This window comes from Devosia nitrariae, assembly GCF_030160115.1.
Lineage (GTDB): Bacteria > Pseudomonadota > Alphaproteobacteria > Rhizobiales > Devosiaceae > Devosia > Devosia nitrariae.
On the sequence record NZ_BSNS01000009.1, the window covers coordinates 208,256 to 228,800 of the forward strand.

General features: G+C 65.1%; 14 protein-coding genes. 13 read left to right on the top strand and 1 reads right to left on the bottom strand.

What is annotated here, in order from left to right; all coding sequences use genetic code 11:
* Positions 1–74: 74 nt before the first annotated feature.
* Positions 75–3,725 carry a trifunctional transcriptional regulator/proline dehydrogenase/L-glutamate gamma-semialdehyde dehydrogenase gene (putA, locus tag QQK18_RS10490; RefSeq protein WP_284340283.1) on the top strand — a complete coding sequence of 1,217 codons (3,651 nt, stop codon included), beginning with the start codon at positions 75–77 and terminating at the stop codon, positions 3,723–3,725.
* 18 nt (positions 3,726–3,743) lie between these two features.
* On the opposite strand, the gene QQK18_RS10495 is transcribed toward putA, so the two are convergent.
* Entirely contained in the window at positions 3,744–4,577 is an 834-nt protein-coding gene (locus QQK18_RS10495; RefSeq protein ID WP_284340284.1) for an amidohydrolase family protein, read from the bottom strand.
* Between the two features lie 240 nt (positions 4,578–4,817).
* On the opposite strand from QQK18_RS10495, the gene QQK18_RS10500 reads away from it, so the two are divergent.
* From QQK18_RS10500 to recQ, 12 genes are all read left to right on the top strand, one after another.
* Complete coding sequence (locus QQK18_RS10500) at positions 4,818–5,549, top strand: SDR family oxidoreductase (RefSeq protein WP_284340285.1); 732 nt, start codon at positions 4,818–4,820, stop codon at positions 5,547–5,549.
* Between the two features lie 105 nt (positions 5,550–5,654).
* Positions 5,655–6,662 carry a LacI family DNA-binding transcriptional regulator gene (locus QQK18_RS10505; RefSeq protein WP_284340286.1) on the top strand — a complete coding sequence of 336 codons (1,008 nt, stop codon included), beginning with the start codon at positions 5,655–5,657 and terminating at the stop codon, positions 6,660–6,662.
* A 217-nt stretch (positions 6,663–6,879) separates the two neighbouring features.
* A complete protein-coding gene (locus QQK18_RS10510; RefSeq protein ID WP_284340287.1) occupies positions 6,880–8,805 on the top strand; it encodes an ABC transporter substrate-binding protein in 1,926 nt (641 codons plus the stop codon).
* Between the two features lie 77 nt (positions 8,806–8,882).
* Positions 8,883–9,875, top strand: a complete 993-nt coding sequence (locus QQK18_RS10515; protein WP_284340288.1) for an ABC transporter permease — start codon at positions 8,883–8,885, stop codon at positions 9,873–9,875.
* Positions 9,875–11,011 (top strand): ABC transporter permease, encoded by a 1,137-nt coding sequence (locus tag QQK18_RS10520; RefSeq protein ID WP_284340289.1) that lies wholly within the window; start codon positions 9,875–9,877, stop codon positions 11,009–11,011. The genes QQK18_RS10515 and QQK18_RS10520 overlap by 1 nt, the downstream gene beginning before the upstream one ends.
* Positions 11,001–12,029, top strand: coding sequence for an ABC transporter ATP-binding protein (locus tag QQK18_RS10525; protein WP_379993754.1), 1,029 nt, complete (start codon positions 11,001–11,003; stop codon positions 12,027–12,029). The genes QQK18_RS10520 and QQK18_RS10525 overlap by 11 nt, the downstream gene beginning before the upstream one ends.
* Positions 12,026–13,057 (top strand): ABC transporter ATP-binding protein, encoded by a 1,032-nt coding sequence (locus QQK18_RS10530; protein WP_284340291.1) that lies wholly within the window; start codon positions 12,026–12,028, stop codon positions 13,055–13,057. The genes QQK18_RS10525 and QQK18_RS10530 overlap by 4 nt, the downstream gene beginning before the upstream one ends.
* Positions 13,058–14,917 carry a DUF2264 domain-containing protein gene (locus tag QQK18_RS10535; protein ID WP_284340292.1) on the top strand — a complete coding sequence of 620 codons (1,860 nt, stop codon included), beginning with the start codon at positions 13,058–13,060 and terminating at the stop codon, positions 14,915–14,917.
* Entirely contained in the window at positions 14,914–15,924 is a 1,011-nt protein-coding gene (locus QQK18_RS10540; RefSeq protein ID WP_284340301.1) for a hydroxyacid dehydrogenase, read from the top strand. The genes QQK18_RS10535 and QQK18_RS10540 overlap by 4 nt, the downstream gene beginning before the upstream one ends.
* Positions 15,921–17,582 (top strand): acyltransferase, encoded by a 1,662-nt coding sequence (locus QQK18_RS10545; protein WP_284340293.1) that lies wholly within the window; start codon positions 15,921–15,923, stop codon positions 17,580–17,582. The genes QQK18_RS10540 and QQK18_RS10545 overlap by 4 nt, the downstream gene beginning before the upstream one ends.
* 8 nt (positions 17,583–17,590) lie before the next feature.
* Positions 17,591–18,253: a ThuA domain-containing protein gene (locus tag QQK18_RS10550; RefSeq protein ID WP_284340294.1), complete on the top strand. Its 663-nt coding sequence runs from the start codon at positions 17,591–17,593 to the stop codon at positions 18,251–18,253.
* Between the two features lie 143 nt (positions 18,254–18,396).
* Positions 18,397–20,229 (top strand): DNA helicase RecQ, encoded by a 1,833-nt coding sequence (recQ, locus tag QQK18_RS10555; protein ID WP_284340295.1) that lies wholly within the window; start codon positions 18,397–18,399, stop codon positions 20,227–20,229.
* The last annotated feature ends 316 nt before the right edge of the window (positions 20,230–20,545 follow it).

The window sequence follows — 20,545 nt, forward strand, 5'->3', positions numbered from 1 at the left end:
TTGGACCAATGATCGCAATGGATGTACGGTAGAGACGGGATTATTTTCGGAACGAGACTTCCGGAACCCGAACCATGACCCTAGCAGACCCGACGCCGCCCGCACCCTTTGCAGATTTCCTTGGCCCCCGCCGCAAGCCCTCGCCGCTGCGGGCAGCAATCGACGCGGCTCACCGCCCGCCCGAAACCGAGTGCATACCGCCGCTGATCGCGGCCGCGTCCGTGCCGTCGGAGACCGCAGCTTCCATCCGCGCTCTGACCATGAGGACCGTCAGGGCGCTGCGCGCTAAGGGGCGCCGCGGCGGCGTCGAGGGCCTTATCCACGAATACGCGCTTTCGAGCCAGGAAGGCGTCGCCCTGATGTGCCTCGCCGAGGCCTTGCTGCGCACCCCCGACAACGCCACTCGCGACCGGCTGATCCGCGACAAGATCGCTCCCGGCAACTGGCAGAGCCATCTCGGCCACGGGCGTTCGCTCTTCGTCAACGCCGCCACCTGGGGATTGGTGGTGACCGGCAGGCTGGTTTCGCCGGTCGACGAGCAGGGGCTTTCCCAGGCGCTCACCCGGCTCGTTGCCCGCTCGGGCGAGCCGGTGATCCGCTCCGGCGTCAACCTTGCCATGAAGATGATGGGTGAGCAGTTCGTCGCCGGTCAGACTATCGCCGAGGCTCTGCGCAACGGCCGGGAAATGGAGGCCGAAGGTTTCCGCTATTCCTACGACATGCTGGGTGAGGCGGCGGTGACCGCAAGGGACGCGGCCCGCTATATGGAGGACTACCGCAAGGCCATCCATGCCATCGGCAAAGCCGCCAACGGCAAGGGCATCTATGACGGCTCGGGCATCTCGATCAAGCTCTCGGCCCTGCATCCGCGCTACTCGCGTGCCCAGTATCACCGGGTGATTGGGGAACTACTGCCACGCGTCATCGAGCTGGCGGTGCTCGCGCGGTCCTACGACATCGGCCTCAACATCGATGCAGAGGAGGCCGATCGCCTCGACAGCTCCCTCGACATTCTCGAGGCCCTCTGCGCCGAGCCCCGCCTTGCCGGCTGGAACGGCATCGGCTTTGTCGTGCAGGCTTATGCCAAGCGCTGTCCGGCGGTCATAGACTTCCTCATCGACCTTGCCCGCCGCACCGGGCACCGGCTGATGGTGCGCCTCGTCAAGGGCGCCTATTGGGACGCCGAGATCAAGCGCGCACAGATCGACGGGGTCGACGACTTTCCGGTCTATACCCGCAAGGTCCATACCGATGTCGCCTATATCGCCTGCGCCAGGAAGCTGCTGGCGGCCAAGGACGTTGTCTACCCGCAGTTCGCCACCCATAACGCGCAGACCATGGCGACGATCTTCACCTTGGCCGGCCCGGACTTCCGGCCGGGGGACTACGAGTTCCAGTGCCTGCACGGCATGGGTGAGCCGCTCTACGAGGAGGTAGTGGGCAAGGACAAGCTCGACCGGCCCTGCCGCATCTACGCGCCGGTCGGCAGCCACGATACCCTGCTCGCCTATCTCGTGCGCCGGCTCCTCGAGAACGGAGCCAACTCCTCCTTCGTCCATCGCATCGCCGATAAAGCCGTGCCCGCCGAGGCGCTGGCGGCCGATCCGGCTGTCGAGGCCGCGGCGATCGTGCCGCAGGGTTCGCCGCATCCGGCGATCCAGCTGCCGCGCCATATCCTTGCCAACGGCCGCATCAATTCGCGTGGGATCGATCTTGCCAGCGAGCCGGCATTGCGCGATCTGGCCCATGGGTTGGCGGAGAGTGCGGCCATCCGCTGGGCGGCAGGCCCGACGCAGGACATCGGCCTCACCACCAGACACCTCGTGCTCAACCCCGCCGATCACCGCGATCTCGTCGGAACCGTCGAAGTTCCGAGCCTTGAAGCAGCGGAGCGGGCGCTCGCTATCGCCGCCTCGGTCGCCGAGCGCTGGAACGAAACGCTACCGGCCCAGCGAGCCGCCTGCCTCAGGCGTGCTGCCGAACTGATGGAAGCCCAGATGCAAACGCTGATGGGGCTCGCCATCCGCGAGGCGGGCAAGGCCGCGGCCAATGCCGTTTCCGAGGTGCGCGAGGCGGTCGATTTCCTGCGTTATTATGCAGATGAGGCCGAGCGCGGCCTGGAGGCGGCGCGAGGCATCGGCCCCGTCGTCTCTATCAGCCCGTGGAATTTCCCCCTGGCGATCTTTACCGGGCAGGTGGCGGCAGCGCTCGTTGCCGGCAATCCAGTTATAGCCAAGCCCGCCGAGGAGACGCCGCTGATCGCCGCCGAGGCCGTGCGCATCCTCCACGAGGCCGGCATACCGCGCGATGTGCTGCAGGTCCTTCCGGGCGATGGGCGGATCGGGGCGGCGCTCGTTGCCGAACCGCGCACCCGCGGCGTGATGTTCACAGGCTCGATCGAGGTCGCCCGGCTGATCCAGCGGCAACTGGCCGAGCGCATCCTGCCGGATGGGCGCCCGGTTCCGCTCATTGCCGAGACCGGCGGCCAGAATGCCCTCATCGTCGATTCCTCGGCCCTTGCCGAGCAGGTGGTGATCGACGTCCTGACCTCGGCCTTCGACAGTGCCGGTCAGCGCTGCTCGGCGCTGCGCGTCCTCTGCCTGCAGGAGGAGGTGGCTGAGCGCACGCTCGAGATGCTGAAAGGGGCCCTGGCCGAGCTGGCCGTCGGCAATCCGGAGCGGCTTTCGACCGATGTCGGGCCGGTGATCACCGCCGAGGCGCAAAAAACCATCGCGGAGCATATCGAGGCGATGCGCGGCAAGGGCCGCCGCGTGACCAGCTTTGACCTGCCGGCCGAAGCCGCGCACGGCACCTTCATTGCGCCGACGATCATCGAGATCGACGACGTTGCCGAACTCGGCCGCGAGGTGTTCGGGCCGGTGCTGCACGTCGTCCGCTTCCGCCGCGATGGGCTCGCTGGGCTCATCGACAGGATCAATGCGCTGGGCTACGGGCTGACCTTCGGCCTCCATACCCGCATCGACACCACTATTGCCGAGGTGACCGCACGCATCGAGGCCGGCAATATCTACGTCAACCGCAATCAGATCGGCGCCGTGGTCGGCGTGCAGCCGTTCGGCGGCCATGGGCTTTCCGGAACCGGCCCCAAGGCGGGAGGGCCGCTCTACCTGCGGCGGCTGGTGATGGAGGCGGGATCGGTCGTGCCCGGGCTCCCTGCCAATGCCGCTCCCGATCCGGCTCTAGCCGCCCTCGCGGGCTGGCTGTCGGAGAATGGCACGCATGACATCGCCCACGCTGCCCGCCTCATGGGGACGCATCCGGTCGTTAAGGCCAATGTCGAACTTGCCGGACCGGTGGGCGAGCGTAACAGCTACCTGACGCGGCCGCGTGGCACTGTCCTCGCCAGCGCCGAGACCGAGGCGGGTCTGCTGGCCCAGCTTGCTGCGATCCTTGCAACCGGTAATGACGCCCTAGTCGAGGCTCCGCCGCATCTCGAACGCCTGTTCGCGGACTTGCCCGAGGGGGCGCGTCGCCGCGTGAGCGTCGGCCCGGCGGAACCCGGCTCAGTGCAGGCGGCGCTGGTCGAGGGCACGCATGCAGTGGCGGCGATGAGCCGGCGGGTGGCGGAGTGGCCGGGCCCGGTCGTGACCGTGCAAGGGCCGGTCGACGGACATTATAGCCTCGACCTCCTGGTCGACGAGATCTCGATCAGCACCAACACGGCGGCGGCCGGCGGCAACGCCAGCCTGATGGCATTGGCGTGAAGGCTGCCGCGCAGTGGGTTAGTGTCCGCCCACGCGGTAGAAGTGCTCGGCATTGCGGTGGAGGAGCCTGGCCTGCTCGTCCTCGCTCGCTCCGGCGACGATCTCACGCGTGGCCTCGACCCAGCGGGTGAGGTCGGCGGTCTTCGTGCAGACGGGATGGTCCGAGCCCCAGACGACCCGATCCCAGCCGAAGCTCTCGATGACGTGCTCGGCAAAGGGCCTGAGATCGTCGACTGTCCAGTCGGGCCGGGCATAGGCGACGATGCCTGAGACCTTGGCAGCCACATTCGGGCGCCTCGCCATCTCACCGATATAGGCGCGCCAGGGATCGAGCCCGTTGCCGGCGACATCGGGCACTCCGCAATGGTCGAGGACGAACTGCACGTCCGGGGCCTTGTCGACGAGCGCGATGCCGATCGGCAGTTGGTCGGCTCTGAGGCACAGGTCGAACGACAGCCGGTGGACGGCGAGGCGCTTTATGTTCTCGGCAAACAGCTCCGACTGCGACAGCGTGTCGGGCGCTTCATGGAGGATACGTCGCAGGCCCTTGACGTGGTCCATGCCGGCAAGGGTTTCGAGCAAGGCAGGGAAGTCGGCGCTTTCGGGGCGGCAGGCAGCGATGGCGCCGACGACTTTGGGGTGGACCGTCGCCATGAACTGCGTCTCGGCCAGCATGTCCGCTTCGGCAACGTCCACCTCCATATGAAGCGCCGATTCGATGCCGAGCGCCTCGGCCTCGGCGAAATAGGCCTCGACCGGCCAGGCCCTGTTGATCGCTGGCGCCCCGGAAAGCCAGGGATAGCTGAAGCGCTCGGGATAGACGAGATGCAGGTGCGTATCGAGAATGCGCAAGGTGTCCTCCCGGATGTCCTGGAGCCGATCGTTTTGCTATCAAGAACATGCCGGAAAGGGGGACGCAAGCTGCCGGCCGGACGTTGACGGCCCTGGGCGGCGTGGATAGGTTGCCTGACCTCCTGATAGGTGCTTTTCGAGCCGGGTAGGCGGGTCGCACTCGTGGCCGGCGCGGCTCCCGGTGGCTCCGGAGGAGGCGGCCCGCGCAAAACAGGCAGAGGATTCGACGGAGGAACGACTATGCCGAGCCTGACCGGCAAGACCAGCCTCATCACCGCCGCCGCCCAGGGCATCGGCCAAGCTTCGGCGCTCGCCTTCGCCAGGGCCGGCGGTCGCGTCATCGCCACCGACATCAACGCCGACAGGCTGAGGGACCTTGACGATGAGCCCAATGTCGAGACGCGGGTTCTGGACGTGCTCGACGATGCCGCGGTCAGCGCGGCCTGCGCCGAGATCGGCCGCGTTGACGTGCTCTTCAACTGCGCCGGCGTCGTCCACAACGGCACCATTCTCGACTGCACCGATGCAGAGCTCGATTTCGCCCTCAACCTCAACGTCAAGGCGCAGGTGCGCACCATCAGGGCGGTTCTGCCCGGTATGCTGGAGCGTGGCGATGGCGCCATCGTCAACATGTCCTCGGTTGCCTCCTCGGTCAAAGGCGTGCCTAACCGCTTTGCCTATTCGGCCTCCAAGGCTGCCGTTATCGGCCTGACCAAGTCGATCGCCGCCGACTATGTGACCAAGGGCATCCGCTGCAACGCCATCTGCCCCGGCACCGTCGACAGTCCCTCGCTGCAGGAGCGCCTGAAGGCGACCGGCGACTACGACAAGGCCCGCAGGGACTTCATCGCGCGCCAGCCGATCGGGCGTATCGGCACGCCTGACGAGGTCGCTGAGCTCGCGCTTTACCTGGCGACCGCAACCTATACCACCGGCCATGTCCACATCATCGACGGAGGCTGGACGGCCTGAGGGTGGGTGGACGGCGCGCCGCGAGAATTGATCGCGCCACTTTCAAAAAACGCAAAACTTGCGTAAGGAGAGTTGATCTCCTCAGGCAAGGCGGCTTTTGAGTCCATGACCATCGTCAACCGGCGTCCAAACCAAGCCGATATCGCGGCGCGCCTGGGCGTGTCGGTGTCGACCGTGTCGCGAGCACTGGCCAATGAGGTCGGCATCAGCGAGACCGTGCGCCGCGACGTCCACAAGATGGCCCAGGCGCTGGGTTACAAGAGCAAGCACGTGAGCGTGGCTGCCGCCGGTCGCCGAGCCGTTGCGCTGGTGCCGCTCGGCAGCGCCACCGGCGGCATATCCAACTTCTATTTCGGCATTATCGAAGCCATGCGCCGCACAGCCGAGGAGATGGGGCTGGCACTTGACCTGCGGCTGGTCGGTGATGCGACGGTCAGCCTGGAGACGGTTCGGCGGCATCTGGCTCAGGCCGAAGCGAACGGCGTGCTCCTCGCCGGTATAGATCCCGTGGACGAGGTGGCCGACTGGTGCGCGGAAAACGCCGTTGCCATCGTTTTGGTCAATGGCGTCGATCCACGCATGCGGGTCAGTTCTGTTGCCCCGAGCAACTTCTATGGCGCTTACCTTGCCACCAAGCGCCTGCTCGATGCTGGGCACCGGCGTATCCTGCACTATACCCATCTCTTTCGTCCCACCATTGTCCAGCGCCGGCGCGGTTTCGAGGCCGCCATCGCAGAAACGCCCGAGGCCGAAGGCATCGTCGTGACCTCCGACGAGCAGACGCGGGCCGAGCTTTTCGAAAGCATCGTCACCAACCGCTATGGCGCGACTGCCCTCTTTAACTGGAATGATATCGCCGCCGTCGAGATTCTCGAAGGCGCCCAGGATGGCACGCCCCTGCCGGCGGACTTTTCCATCATCGGATTCGATGACCTTCCGGTGGCCGCAATAGCCACTCCACGCCTCGCGACCATGCGGGTCGACCGCGAGGCGATCGGGGCAGGGGCTATCCGCCTACTGGTCCAGCAGATGAGCGGTGTCACGGCCGTCCAGCAGTTGCAGATCGGCGTGACGCCCGTGCAGGGCGGCACGATCTTTCCGCTCAACCGCTGAGTCCACCCGCCTGCGCGCGAGCCTGCTGAAGTTCTTGTTTTTTCATCCCTTCCTCCTCCGAGGTGAGTAAGCGCCTGCAAGTGCGAAGCAAATTTGCGCAAATAATGAAAATTTGTGCAAATGCTTGCGCTTACGCAAAGGCTCCTCTAGTTTGCGCAATGCGTGCCGCAACGGCGCCGGACCGAAACCCGACGGTCACAAGGGAGAGGAATTCATGATGAAACAAGGACTGAGGTCCGGCCCGCGTGCCGGCCATCTGGTCACCGCGACATTCGCCGCCATCCTGGGGCTGGGCACGTCCGCCCTGGCGCAGGAGTACTCGCAGGCCCCAATGCTCGACGACCTGGTCGCCTCGGGCGAATTGCCCCCGGTTGAGGAACGCCTGCCGGCCAACCCGCTCGTGGTGGAACCGGTCGAGAGCGTCGGCCAATACGGCGGCACCTGGCGCTCTGGTCTGCGCGGCGGCGGCGACAACGCCTGGATTGGGCGCACGATCGCCTACGACGGCCTCGTGCGCTACGACCGCAACTGGGATCAGATCATTCCAAACATTGCCGAAAGCTGGGAAGTCAGCGACGACGCGCGCAGCTATACCTTCGAGTTGCGCGAAGGGCTCAAATGGAACAATGGCGAGCCCTTCACGACCGAGGACATCGCCTTTGCCATCGAACTGATGCAGGACGAGGCTTACCCCGGCTCGGCCGGCTTCATCGACAACCCGCAGAATCCTGTTTCGATCGAGATCGAGGACGAGAATACCTTCACTCTCGTATTCGAGCAGCCCAACGGCACTGTTCTCGATGAGTTGGCGAGCGTCAACGGCATCACCATCGTCTCGCTCAACAAGAATTACTGCGGGCAGTTCTACCCCAAATACAATCCGGATGCCGAGGCTCTGGCGACCGAGATGGGCTTTGAGGGCTGGGCTCTGCTCATGGAGAACAAATGTGCCTGGGCAATCGAGCAGGAGCGCTGGGCCAATCCCGACCTGCCCATGATGAACGCCTGGATGCTCACCGAGCCGTTGACCGGCGATGCCACGCGCGTCGTCTTCGAGCGTAATCCCTATTACTTCAAAGTCGACCCCGAGGGTAATCAGTATCCCTACATCGACCGCCTCGAGATGCGGGTCAGCGAAAGCCTCGAGGAACTCACCCTCATGGCGCTCAATGGCGAGATCGACTTCCAGGATCGTCACATCGCCACCACCATCAACCGGCCGCTTTTCTTCGACGGCCAGGAGCAGGGCGACTACCGGTTGGGATCGAACGTGCTGTCCAACTCCAACACCCTCCTCATCCAGCTCAACTTCAACCACGTCGATGAGGCAAAGCGCGAACTGTTCCAGAACAAGGATTTCCGCATCGGCCTCAGCCATGCCATCGACCGTCAGGAGATCATCGACGTGGTCTTCACCGGCCAGGGCGAACCCTTCCAGGTCGCGCCGCGCCCAGAATCCCCGTTCTATGATGAGGAGCTGGCAAAGCAGTATACCGAGTACGATCCCGAACTCGCTGCCGAGTACCTCGAAAAGGCCGGGCTCGTGCGCAACGGTGAATTCTATACCATGCCCGATGGCTCGCCTCTGACGATCACTATCGATACCATCGCCGCGTTCCGCGCCGAATGGGTTGACATGCTCGAGCTGATCCAGCTCCAGCTCGCCGCCGCCGGCATCAACGTCGAGATCAATACCATCGACCGCACGCTCTTTTACGACAAACGTCCGCTCGGAGAGTACGACGCCCAGGTCTGGCAGGGTGACGGCGGCCTCGATGTCATCCAGGAGCCGCGCTACTACTTCCCGGCCAATGGCGAGAGCGTGTGGGCCTTCCGCTGGCAGGCCTGGTACAACGGCACCACACCCGAAGTCGCCGAGGAGCCCGTCGACTGGGCCAAGGAGCAGATGGACCTCTATACCCAGCTGCGCCAGGAGGGCGATCCGGAAGCCCGTGCCGCGTTGATGAAACAAATACTGGCCATCACCAAGGAGCAGTTCCCAGTCATCGGCGTCAGCATGCCCGGACCCGGCTACTACATTGCCAAGAACAACCTGCGTAACGTTGCCGATAATATGTTGCACGGCTGGCTGTTCCCGACCCCGGCGCCTTACGACCCGTTCCAGTGGTATTTCGAGCAATAAGCTCGGCGCCGCATTGAACCGCTTCCCGCGACGCCTGTCGCCGCGGGAAGCCCCGATCGCCCCGAGGACCGCGTGCCATGCTACGTTTCCTGACCGGACGGCTGTTTTCGATGGTCGTGACCATATGGGCAGTCTCCTTCGTCGCTTTCGCCATCATCCAGCTGCCGCCCGGCGACTACCTGACGACCTATCTTGCCACCATCAGCGCCCAGGGTGAGCGTGCCGATCCACGGGCCATCGAGGCTTTGCGCCAGCAGTACGGGCTCGGTCAGCCTTATCTGGTCCAGTATTGGAAATGGATAACGGGCATTGTCCTCCACGGCGATTTCGGCCGCAGCTTCGAATGGAATGCACCGGTCACCGAACTCATCTGGGGGCGTCTGGGCAATTCGATCCTGCTCGAAGGCCTCGCCGTCGTCGTCATGTGGTTCGTTGCCCTGCCGATCGGCGTCTATGCGGCGGTACGCAAGTATTCTCTTGGTGACTACCTCGCCACCATCTTCGGCTTCCTCGGCTTGGCCGTACCTAATTTCCTTTTCGCGCTGGTGCTGATGTATCTTGGCTACGTCTGGTTCGGCACCACGCTCGGCGGGCTTTTCTCGCCCGAGTTCGAGAACGCCCGCTGGAGCCTGCCGCGTATTTGGGACTTCTTCTCCCATGCCTGGGCACCGATCGTTGTGCTGGCGACCGCCGGCACCGCTCAGCTCATCCGCATTATGCGCGCCAACTTGCTCGATGAGCTCAAGAAACCCTATGTCACGACCGCGCGCTCCAAGGGCCTGCCCGAGTGGAAGGTGATCCTCAAATATCCCGTGCGAGTGGCGCTCAATCCGCTGGTATCGACCATCGGCTGGCTGCTGCCGACACTCGTATCCTCCTCGGTCATCGTCTCGGTGGTGATGAACTTGCCGACCGCCGGTCCCATGCTTCTGCGCTCGCTGACCAGTCAGGACATGTATCTGGCCGGCGCCATAATCATGCTGCTCGGCGTCCTAACGGTCATCGGTACGCTGATTTCCGATCTGATCCTTGCCTGGATCGATCCGCGCATCCGCTACGGGGGCAACTGATGGCTATCGACGCACTCACTCAGCAGCCCGCCTTGCTCAGGGTCAAGCGCTCGCGCGAAAGCCAGTCCGCCTTGATGTGGCGCCGCTTCCGTCAGCACCACCTGGCGGTTTGGAGCCTGTGGATAGTCGTCGCCTTCTACCTGGTGGCGCTACTCGCCGAGTTTCTCGCTCCTCTCGGTCCGGGCGACTATAACCCGCGCTATACCTATGCCGCGCCGCAGGGTATCCATTTCTTCTCGACCGACGAGAACGGCAACTGGCAGTTCGGTCCCTACGTCTATGGATATAAGACCGAGATCGATCCGGTGGCGCTGCGCCGCACCTTCGTCATCGACGAGGAGGTGAAAATCCCCATCGCCTTCTTCGTGCCGAGCGAACCCTATCGCCTCGCCGGTTTCATCCCAATGAGCATTAAGCTCTTCGGCGTCACAGAACCGCGTGCCCCACTCTATGTGCTCGGCGCCGACCGGCTGGGACGCGATCTTCTGAGCCGTCTTATCCACGGCACCCGCATCTCGCTCTCCATCGGCCTCGTCGGCGTCGTCATGAGCCTCTTCTTCGGCGTCATCATCGGCGGCTTCTCGGGCTATTACGGCGGCTGGTTCGATGGCGCCGTCCAGCGCGTGATCGAATTCATCCGCTCGCTGCCGACCATTCCGCTGTGGCTGGGGCTGGCAGCGGCGCTGCCGCGCGATTGGTCTTCGCTCCAGATTTATTTTGCTATCACGATCATCCTCTCGCTCGTCGGCTGGACCGAACTTGCTCGCGTGGTGCGCGGCCGGTTTCTTGCCTTGAGGACCGAGGATTTCGTCACCGCCGCCCAGCTCGACGGCGCCAGCGACTGGCGCATCATCACCAAGCACATGGTGCCTTCGTTCATGAGCCACATCATTGCCGCGGCAACGCTCGCGGTGCCCGGTATGATCCTCGCCGAAACTGCACTCTCCTTCCTCGGGCTCGGCTTGCAGGCGCCGATCGTTTCCTGGGGCACGCTGATGCAGGAGGCCCAGAACATCCGCACACTCGCCAGCGCGCCATGGCTGCTGCTGCCAGGGGTTGCCGTGGTGGTGGTCATCCTTGCCCTCAATTTTCTTGGAGACGGCCTTCGTGACGCCGCTGACCCCCATGGCCGATAGACCACTGCTGACCATCGAGGATGTCGAGATCGCCTTCTCCTCGCCCGACGAGGCCGACATCGTCGCCGTGCGTCAGGTGGACCTGACGTTGACCCCCGGCAAGACCCTTTGCCTCGTGGGGGAGAGCGGCTGTGGTAAGTCGGTGACGGCTCGCGCCGTGCTGCGTCTTCTCGACCACAACGCCACCATCAGCCGCGGCCGCATCCTCTTTACGCCTCCCGGCGAAGAGACGGTCGATATCGCGACATTGAAGCCAGACAGCCTCGCCATGCGCAAGATCAGGGGCAACAAGGTTTCGATGATCTTCCAGGAGCCGATGTCCTCGCTTTCGCCGGTCCACACCATCGGCGATCAGATCGACGAGATGATCATCCTGCACGAGGGGCTGAAACCCAAGCAAGCCCGCGAGCGTACCGTCAGCCTTCTCGACCAGGTCGGCATTCCCGGTCCCCGCGAGCGGGCCGACGCCTATCCCTTCCAGCTTTCCGGCGGCCTGCGGCAACGCGCCATGATCGCCATGGCGCTTGCCTGCACGCCCAATCTGCTCATCGCTGACGAGCCGACGACGGCGCTCGACGTGACGACCCAGGCGCAGATCCTCGACCTGCTGAAAAAACTGCAGGACGACTACGGAATGGCCATGCTGTTCATCACCCACGATCTTGGCGTCGTTGCCGAGATCGCCGACGACGTAGCGGTGATGTACCTGGGCGATGTCGTCGAGCAGGGTAACGTCTTCGACGTCTTCCGCGCGCCCAGGCACCCCTATACCCAGGCACTGCTGCGCTCCATTCCCACCATGGCGCGCAAAGCCGACCGGCAGCGTCTGTCACCGATCAAGGGCACGGTGCCCTCGGCCAAGGACCGGCCGGAGGGTTGTGCCTTCACCAGCCGCTGCCCCTATGCCTTCGAGCCCTGCGCAGGGATCAGGCCCGAGCGTACCCGGGTTGGGGAAGGCCACACGGCGCGTTGCCATCTGCTGACCCAGAACGCGCCGGTAGCGGAGGCGATGGCATGACGGCGCTGCTTTCGGTCGAGAACCTCTCTAAGACCTTCACCTTCCGTTCGGGCTGGTTCGGTCCGCCGCAAAGCCTCGATGCGCTTTCCGATGTCAGCCTTTCGGTCGCGCCGGGAGAGACGCTGGCGATCGTGGGCGAGAGCGGCTGCGGCAAAACCACGCTTGGCCGCTGCATCGTCAAGGCGATGCCGGTCAGCGCCGGCAAGGTCGTCTACCGTCCGCAGGGGTATGCCCCTGTAGAACTGACCGCGCTCGATAAGCGTGCAATGAAACCTTGGCGTCGCGATATCCGCATGATCTTCCAGGACCCGATGTCTTCGCTCAACCCCAATATGCGGGTCTTCGACATCGTCGCCGAACCGCTACGCATCCATAAGGTGGCGCGCGGCCGGGCGCTCGAGGAGAAGGTCGTGGAGGTGCTGGGCAAGGTCGGCATCGCCCCCGATGCCATCGGGCGCTATCCGCACGCCTTCTCGGGTGGGCAGCGCCAGCGCATCGGCATCGCCCGCGCCCTGGTCCTCGATCCAAAGCTCGTCATCGCCGACGAAGCGGTTTCCGCGCTCGACGTCTCGATCCAGGCGCAGGTCCTCAATCTGCTCGAGGATTTGAAGGGCGAGTTCGGCCTGACCTACATCTTCATCAGCCACGACCTCGGAGTGGTTAACTACATCGCCGACCGGGTGGTGGTGATGTATCTGGGGCACGTCGTCGAGGACGCGCCAACCGAGACGCTGTTCGAGCGCCCGCGTCACCCCTATACCGAGGTGCTGCTCGAGGCCCTGCCGATCGCCGATCCGACCCGTCGCAACAAGCGCGAGAAGGCGGTGCGCGGCGAGATTCCGTATCTCGGCAACCGGCCCACCGGTTGTCCGTTCCACACCCGCTGCCGCTTCGCCGAGGACCGCTGTCGCACCGATAAGCCGGCGCTGCGCAAAGTCGGTCAAGCGGAAGTCGCCTGCCATTTTGCCGAATCCCTCGAATTGAAAGGCGCCTATGCAGAGGCGCCCATGACCAGGACATTTGCTTGAATGATCTACAATCCCCTGGGCGCCAACCCGCTGGCCGGCAATCCGCTGAAGACCCGTGCTGATGTCGAAAAGGCGCTGCTCGACCTCTTCAACCCCCTGCTGCCGTTCTTTTCGGAAGGCGGTGCGCGCGTGCGCCTCAGCGGCACGGCGGCCCATTTCGACCGCATCGCCGCCGATGTCGAGGGATTCGCCCGCCCGCTCTGGGGCGTGACGCCGTTCGCGGCCGGTGGCGGCGCGTTCGATCATTGGGAACTCTACCGGCAGGGCCTCGCCAACGGCATGGATCCCGAGCATCCCGAATACTGGGGCACGGTCCACCAGACCGACCAGCGCATGGTCGAGATGGCCGCGATTGGCTTCACCCTGAAAATGGTGCCGCACCTCGTCTGGGAGCCGCTCGATCAGCGTTCCAAGGACAATATCGCGGCCTATCTCACCCACATCCGTAAATACGACTTCGCCGACAACAACTGGAAGTTCTTCCGCATCCTCGTGGATCTTGGGCTCGAGGAGGTCGGCGTCGAGTTCGACCGCTCCCTGACGGAGAAGTACCTCGAGGAACTCGACGGCTTCTATCTCGGCGACGGCTGGTACCGCGACGGCAATGTGCGCCGCATCGACCACTACATTCCCTTCGCCATGCACTTTTATGGCCTCATCTACGCCAGGCTCGCCCAGGGCGACGATGAGCGGGTCAAGCGCTACAGGGAGCGCGCCGAGCTCTTTGCCAGGGACATCCGCCACTGGTTCGACGAAGATGGTGGGGCCCTGGCTTTCGGGCGCAGCCTCACCTACCGCTTCGCCTGCGGCGGTATCTGGGGCGCGCTCGCCTTTGCCGACCTGGAGGCGCTGCCCTGGGGCGAGATCAAGGGCCACTTCATGCGGCACCTGCGCTGGTGGGCGAGGCTCCCCATTGCCGACCGCGACGGCGTGCTCTCGATCGGCTTCGGCTATCCGAACCTCCTGATGAGCGAGAACTACAACTCGGCAGGCTCCCCCTATTGGGCGCTCAAGGCCTTCCTGCCGCTCGCCCTGCCGGAGGACCATCCCTTCTGGCAGGCCGAGGAGACGCCAGCTGTCACCAGCGCCGATCCGGTGCCGCTCAAGCACCCCGGCATGGTCATGAGCCACACCAGGGGCAATGTCGTTGCGCTCGCCAGCGGCCAGCAGAATTACCAGATGCGGTTTGGCGCCGAGAAATACGCCAAGTTCGTCTATTCCTCGCGCTACGCCTTCTCGGTCGAAAGCGACGAGCGCGCCTACCACTCGGCCGCCTTTGACGGAATGATCGGCTTGTCCGACGATGGCCGGCACTACCGGGTGCGCGAGAGCAATGAGGCCGCGCTGATCGCGGGTGACCGGCTCCATGCCAGGTGGAAACCGTGGAGCGACGTGACGGTCGAGACCTGGCTGATCCCGGCCAATCCATGGCACATCCGCATCCACCGCATCGAGACGCCCCGGCCGCTGCACGCGACCGAAGGCGGATTTGCTATCGCCCGCGCCGACCTCAACACCGACACCTACGAAGACGACGAGGGCAGGGGATTCGCCAGGTCGCCGAGCGATGTCAGTGTCATCCTCGACCTTTCGCCCGGCGGCAAACGCGCCGGCCGTGCCCTGCGCGCCCTGCCCAACACCAACCTCATCGTTGCCAAGACCATCGTGCCGCAATTGCGTGGTGATGTGCCGGCGGGCACCACCGTCCTCGCCTGCGCAGTGCTCGCCCTGCCCGCTGGCGCAGAGGCCGAGGCTGCGCTTGCGAGCCCGCCGGCACTGCCCGATCTTGCCGAGCTCGAAGCCCTTTTCGCCCGCGAGGGCGTCGAGGTCAGCGCCATACAGGTCGCGGAGAGATTCTGATGCGGCCTAAACTCGTATTCGCCATGGCGGCCGGAAAGACACGTTACGTCTTCAACGAGCACCTGCTCGACCGGCTCGCCGGGAGTTGCGAGATTCTTTCACCCGTGCCGATCGAGGATTTCTCGACCGCAAAGGCGCGCGACCTGCTCGGCGAGGCGGAGATCCTGGTGACGGGATGGGGCTGCCCGTTCGTCAGCCGCGAGGTGCTTGCGGCCATGCCCCGGTTGCGCCTTGTTGCTCATGCGGCCGGTACGGTCAAATATACGTTCGATCCAGCCGTCTACGAGGCCGGCATTCTCGTGACCCACGCCGCCGAGGCCAACGCCATCCCGGTCGCCGAATATACGCTCGCGGCCATCATCTTCGCCAACAAGCGCGTGTTCGAGCTGCGCGAGCTCTACAAGGCCGATCCCTCGCGTACCTCCACCTGGGCGCTGATGGACGAGCCGATCGGCAATTACCGCCGCACAGTCGGCCTCATCGGGGCCTCCCGGATCGGGCGAAAGGTCGCCACGCTCCTTCAGGCACTCGACGTCGAAGTGCTCCTGGCCGACCCCTATGTCGGCCGCACCGATCCGGTGACGGGCCTTGCCGAGCTCACCGATCTCGACGATCTGCTGAGACGCTCCGACATCGTGTCGCTGCATGCGCCCTCGCTCGAGACGACCCGTCATATGATCGGCGCGCGCGAGTTCGCCCTGATGCGCGACGGAGCGACTTTCATCAACACCGCCCGCGGCGCCCTGGTCGACGAAGCGGCGCTGATCGCCGAGCTCGAGACCGGGCGTATCCACGCCGTGATCGATGTGACCGAACCCGAGATTCCCGAACCGTCCTCGCCGCTCTATACCTTGCCCAACGTCTTCCTGACGCCGCATGTGGCGGGTGCGGCAGGCACCGAACGGCTGCGCCTCGGCCAGATGGCCGTCGAGGAGATCGAGAGGTTCGTCGCTGGCAAGCCGCTGACATACGCCATCGAGCCGACCATTCTGGAGCGCCTGGCATGAGTGCGGCCGAGGCCCTGCCGGACGAGCGGCGGCTCACTCCGGAGGAGCGCAAGGCGCGCCTGCAGTTCCTCACCTGGGACCGGACCGCCGCCGACATCGCCGATCCCGAGCACGTCGCGCGCAAAGCCCGCCTTGCCGAGACCGCCGGGGCCAAGCTCGCCGAGACGGCCTATATCGCCGCCGACACGGCGATCTTCACCACCCGGCTGCTTCTGGGAGAGCACTCCTGGATCGCCGGCCATGCACTGGTGCGCGGGGACGTGACCTTCGGCGACCACTGCACGGTCAATTCCTATGCGGCGATTTCCGGCAAGGTTGCCTGCGGCAATGGCGTGCGCATTGCTTCCCATGCCTCCATCGTCGGTTTCAATCACGGCTTTGATGACCCGGACCAGCCGATCCATGTGCAAAAGCACGAGACCCTCGGTATCGTCATCAACGACGACGTCTGGGTCGGCGCCAATGCGGTCGTCGTCGATGGCGTGACCGTCGGACGCGGCGCGGTGATCGCGGCTGGAGCGGTCGTGACGCGGGACGTGCCCGAGATGGCGATCGTCGCCGGCGTCCCCGCCAAGGTCGTGCGCCGCCGTGGTGAACGGTCGATGCAGTCGCGCCGTAGCGAATCCGAAGCGGCGCTGGCACGCTTGGGCAAAACGGCCGCAGCCGAATGGCGCGGCATCCTGGCACGGCGTCGCACGCCCGAGGGCTATCTCTCGCCCGAGGCGGACGGCGAGGCGCGCATGAGCATCCGCCACCTCAACGACGCCATCGAGATCGCCGGTGCCTTCGGCGAACTCCCCGACGATCTCGACGTGGCCGGGACCGTGGCCAGGCTGCAGGCGGTGCAGGACCCGCAGACTGGTCTCTTTCCCGATCCCTGGCGCAGGCCCGCCGAGGGCAGGCCGCTGCGCGACGATGGCCTTGCGCTCTACAACATCCTCTCCGTCGGCTATGCGCTCGAAGTGCTGGGTGCGAGCCCGAAATACCCCATCTCCGCGGTGGAGCTGTCCGCGCCCGATCTCTGCGACTGGCTCGACGACCTGCCGTGGGCGACCCGCGCCTGGTCGGCCGGTTCGGCGATCGATGCCATCGGTACCGCGCTCTATTTCAACGCCCGTTACTTCACAGCGGGCCGTACGCGAGAGGCTCTCTTCGGCTGGCTCGCCCTCAACCAGGATCGAGGCACTGGTTTATGGGGCCGGCCCACCACCGAGGAGGGCCTCTTGCAGCCGGTCAACGGCTTCTATCGCCTGACGCGCGGGACCTACGCCCAGTTCGGCCTGCCCGTGCCCGATGCCGAGCGGGCGATCGACAGCGTCCTTGCCAACTACCGCAACTATAGCGGTTTCTCCGGCAAGACTTACACCGCCTGCAATCTGCTCGACACCGTCCACCCCCTCTGGCTCTGCCTCAAGACAACCGACCATCGCCGGCCGGAGGCAGAGGCGATCGCCGAGGCGGTCATACTGCGCGCGCCGGAACGCTGGATTGCCGGGCAAGGCTTTCCCTTCGCCGACGGGCAGACCGGCAGCCTGCAGGGCACCGAAATGTGGCTGTCGGTAGTGCATCTTTGCGCGCTTCTCCTCGGACTGGCGGAGACGTTTCCGTTTGCGCCCAAGGGCGTACACCGCACCAAGCCGTCGGGGCTGGGGCTCTAGCAGCAGCGATGGCGACCTTCCGCAAAGCCCTCATTGTTTTCGGCGGCATGGAACTCCACACGCCGAGGCGCGGTGCCGAGACCGTGCGCACCCTACTCGAAACCGAAGGGTTCACAGCGACGGTGAGCCAGGACTATGACCTCCTCGGCGCCGACGACATCGCCAGCTACGACCTCGTCGTGCCGGTGGTGACTGACGGCCAGCTCGATCGCGAGAAGGGCCGCAAGCTCACCGCCGCCATCCGGGCAGGTACCGGGCTCGCCGGGTACCACATGGGCCTCGCCACGAGCTTTCGCGATTGCGTGCCCTTCCGCTATGTGGCGAGCTGCTATTGGGTCGCGCATCCCGGCAATATCATCACCTATCGGGTCGACGTTACCCGTCCGGATCACCCGATCATGGCCGGCATCGACAGCTTCGAACACACCTCCGAGCAATATTACCTCAACTATGATCCGGCGGTCGAAGTACTGGCGACGACGACGTTCTCGGGCGAATTCGATCCGTGGCGCTCGAACGTGATGATGCCGGTGGTGTTCACCACCAACCATGGCGACGGGCGGGTCTTCTATTCCTCCCTCGGCCACACCGCCGACGAGCTGGAGATTCCGCAGGTGCGCGAGATCCTGCGGCGCGGGCTGCTGTGGGCGGCTCGGGGATTGCAAGGCTAGAGCGGGGCACCTCATTTTCCCAAGAGAGGAGAAGGCAAGGGGCTTATCACCCACTTATGTGGTGCACTGTCTTGCCCGCGGCTGCTCGCCGTGATTCAACGGAACGGCGCCGCTTTCCCAGATTCGTTTGTTGCCAAGAGCCCGTGCCGACAGCCGCACCCGACCTCTTCCTAAATCGCCCCCGTGACCCGCTCGAGGTGCTTGCGACCGTGTTCGGGCACTCGGCGTTCCGCGGTCAGCAGGAGGAGGTGGTGCGCCACGTGGTGGCCGGGGGCGATGCGGTGGTGCTCTTCCCGACCGGGGCGGGCAAGTCGGTCACCTACCAGGTGCCGGCCATCTGCCGGCCCGGCGTCGGTATCGTGGTCTCACCGCTGATCGCCCTGATGCGCGACCAGGTCGAGGCGCTGCGCCAGGCAGGGGTTGCCGCCGCGGCGCTCAATTCTGCGCTCGCGCCCGAGGAAGCGCGCGAGGTGCGGCGGGCGCTGATGGCCGGCGAGCTGGACCTTCTTTATGTGGCGCCCGAGCGGCTGACGACGCCGGGCTTTGCCGAGATGCTGCGCGGGGTCGATATCTCGCTCTTTGCCATCGACGAGGCCCATTGCGTCAGCCAGTGGGGCCACGATTTCCGCCCGGAATATCGCGATCTCGCCCGCATCACCGAGCTCTTCCCGGGCGTGCCGCGCATGGCCCTGACCGCCACGGCCGATCCGACGACGCGCGAGGACATCATCGGGCGTCTGCAGCTCGGCGAGGCGCGCGTGTTCTCGACGAGCTTCGATCGGCCCAACATCAGCTACGCGATCGTCGAGCGCGACAACGCCAGACAGCAGCTGCTCTCGTTCCTTGCCCGCCACAAAGGGAATTCGGGTATCGTCTATTGCCTCTCACGCGCCAAGGTCGACGCCACCGCCGACTGGCTAAACCGCCAGGGCATCCGCGCATTGCCCTACCATGCCGGCATGCCTGCCGATCGGCGCAGCGCCAACCAGGACGCGTTCCTCAAGGACGAGGGGCTTTGCCTGGTGGCCACCGTCGCCTTCGGCATGGGTATCGACAAGCCCGATGTGCGCTATGTCGCCCATCTCGACCTGCCGGCTTCCATCGAGGCCTACTACCAGGAGACCGGCCGCGCCGGGCGCGACGGCCTGCCGTCCGAAGCCTGGATGAGCTACGGCATGGCCGACGTCGTCCAGCGCCGCCGCATGATCGATGAGGGCAACGCGCCCGACGAGGTCAAGCGCGTCGAGCTCGGCAAGCTCAACGCGTTGCTTGGTCTCTGCGAGACCGCTGAGTGTCGCCGCAAGGCCATCCTCAGCCATTTCGGCGAAGGTCATGACGGCGAATGCGGCAATTGCGATACCTGCCTGTCGCCCGTCGACACCTGGGACGGCACCGACGCCGCGGTCAAGGCCCTGGCCGCCGTCTACCGCACGGGGCAACGGTTCGGGGCAGGGCACCTTATCGACGTCCTCATGGGCAAGGAGACCGAGAAGGTCACCCGCTTCCATCACGACAAGCTGCAGGTCTTCGGCGTCGGCAGGGATGTCGACCAGAAAACCTGGCAGTCCGTCATCCGCCAATTGACCGCCGCCGGTTATATCCTGGTCGACCACGCCAACCACGGCGCGCTGATGCTCTCGGAAGCGGCGCGCCCGGTATTTCGCGGCGAAAAGACCGTGACGCTACGCCGCGACCGGCCGAAGAAAGCCGCCGATGTGCGCCGGTCCCTCGCCAACGCCGTGGTGCTGCCGGAAGAAACCCAACTGCTTTTCGATGCCCTCAAGGCTGTGCGCCTGAAGCTCGCCCGCGAGCAGGGCGTGCCGCCCTACGTCGTCTTCCACGATTCAACGCTACGCGCCATGGCGACCGCCAAGCCGGCGAGCATTGCCGATATGATGGACCTGCCAGGCGTTGGCCGGGCCAAGCTCGACCGCTATGGTGAGGCATTTCTGCGCGAGCTCAACCGGCACGAGTAAGGACGACTCCACACGCATGGAGTCGGCGGTGTTTCGCCACCCTCCCCCTTGTGGGGAGGGTGGCCCGCGCAGCGGGTCGGGTGGGGGTATCTCGCGGCAAAAACCGTAGCATCGCGTTTTGCCGCGGCATACCCCCACCCTGCTCGATCACGGACTTAGCTGGCGCTAAGTCCTATCTCGCTTCCCTCCCCACAAGGGGGAGGGAGTCGTCCGGTGGGTATGGCAGGATCGTGCCACCGGCACGAAGGACCGCAACCTCACCCTCCATTGGCCAGCGCTTCGGTTGCGGCGATGGCGGTCATGTTGAGGATGCCGC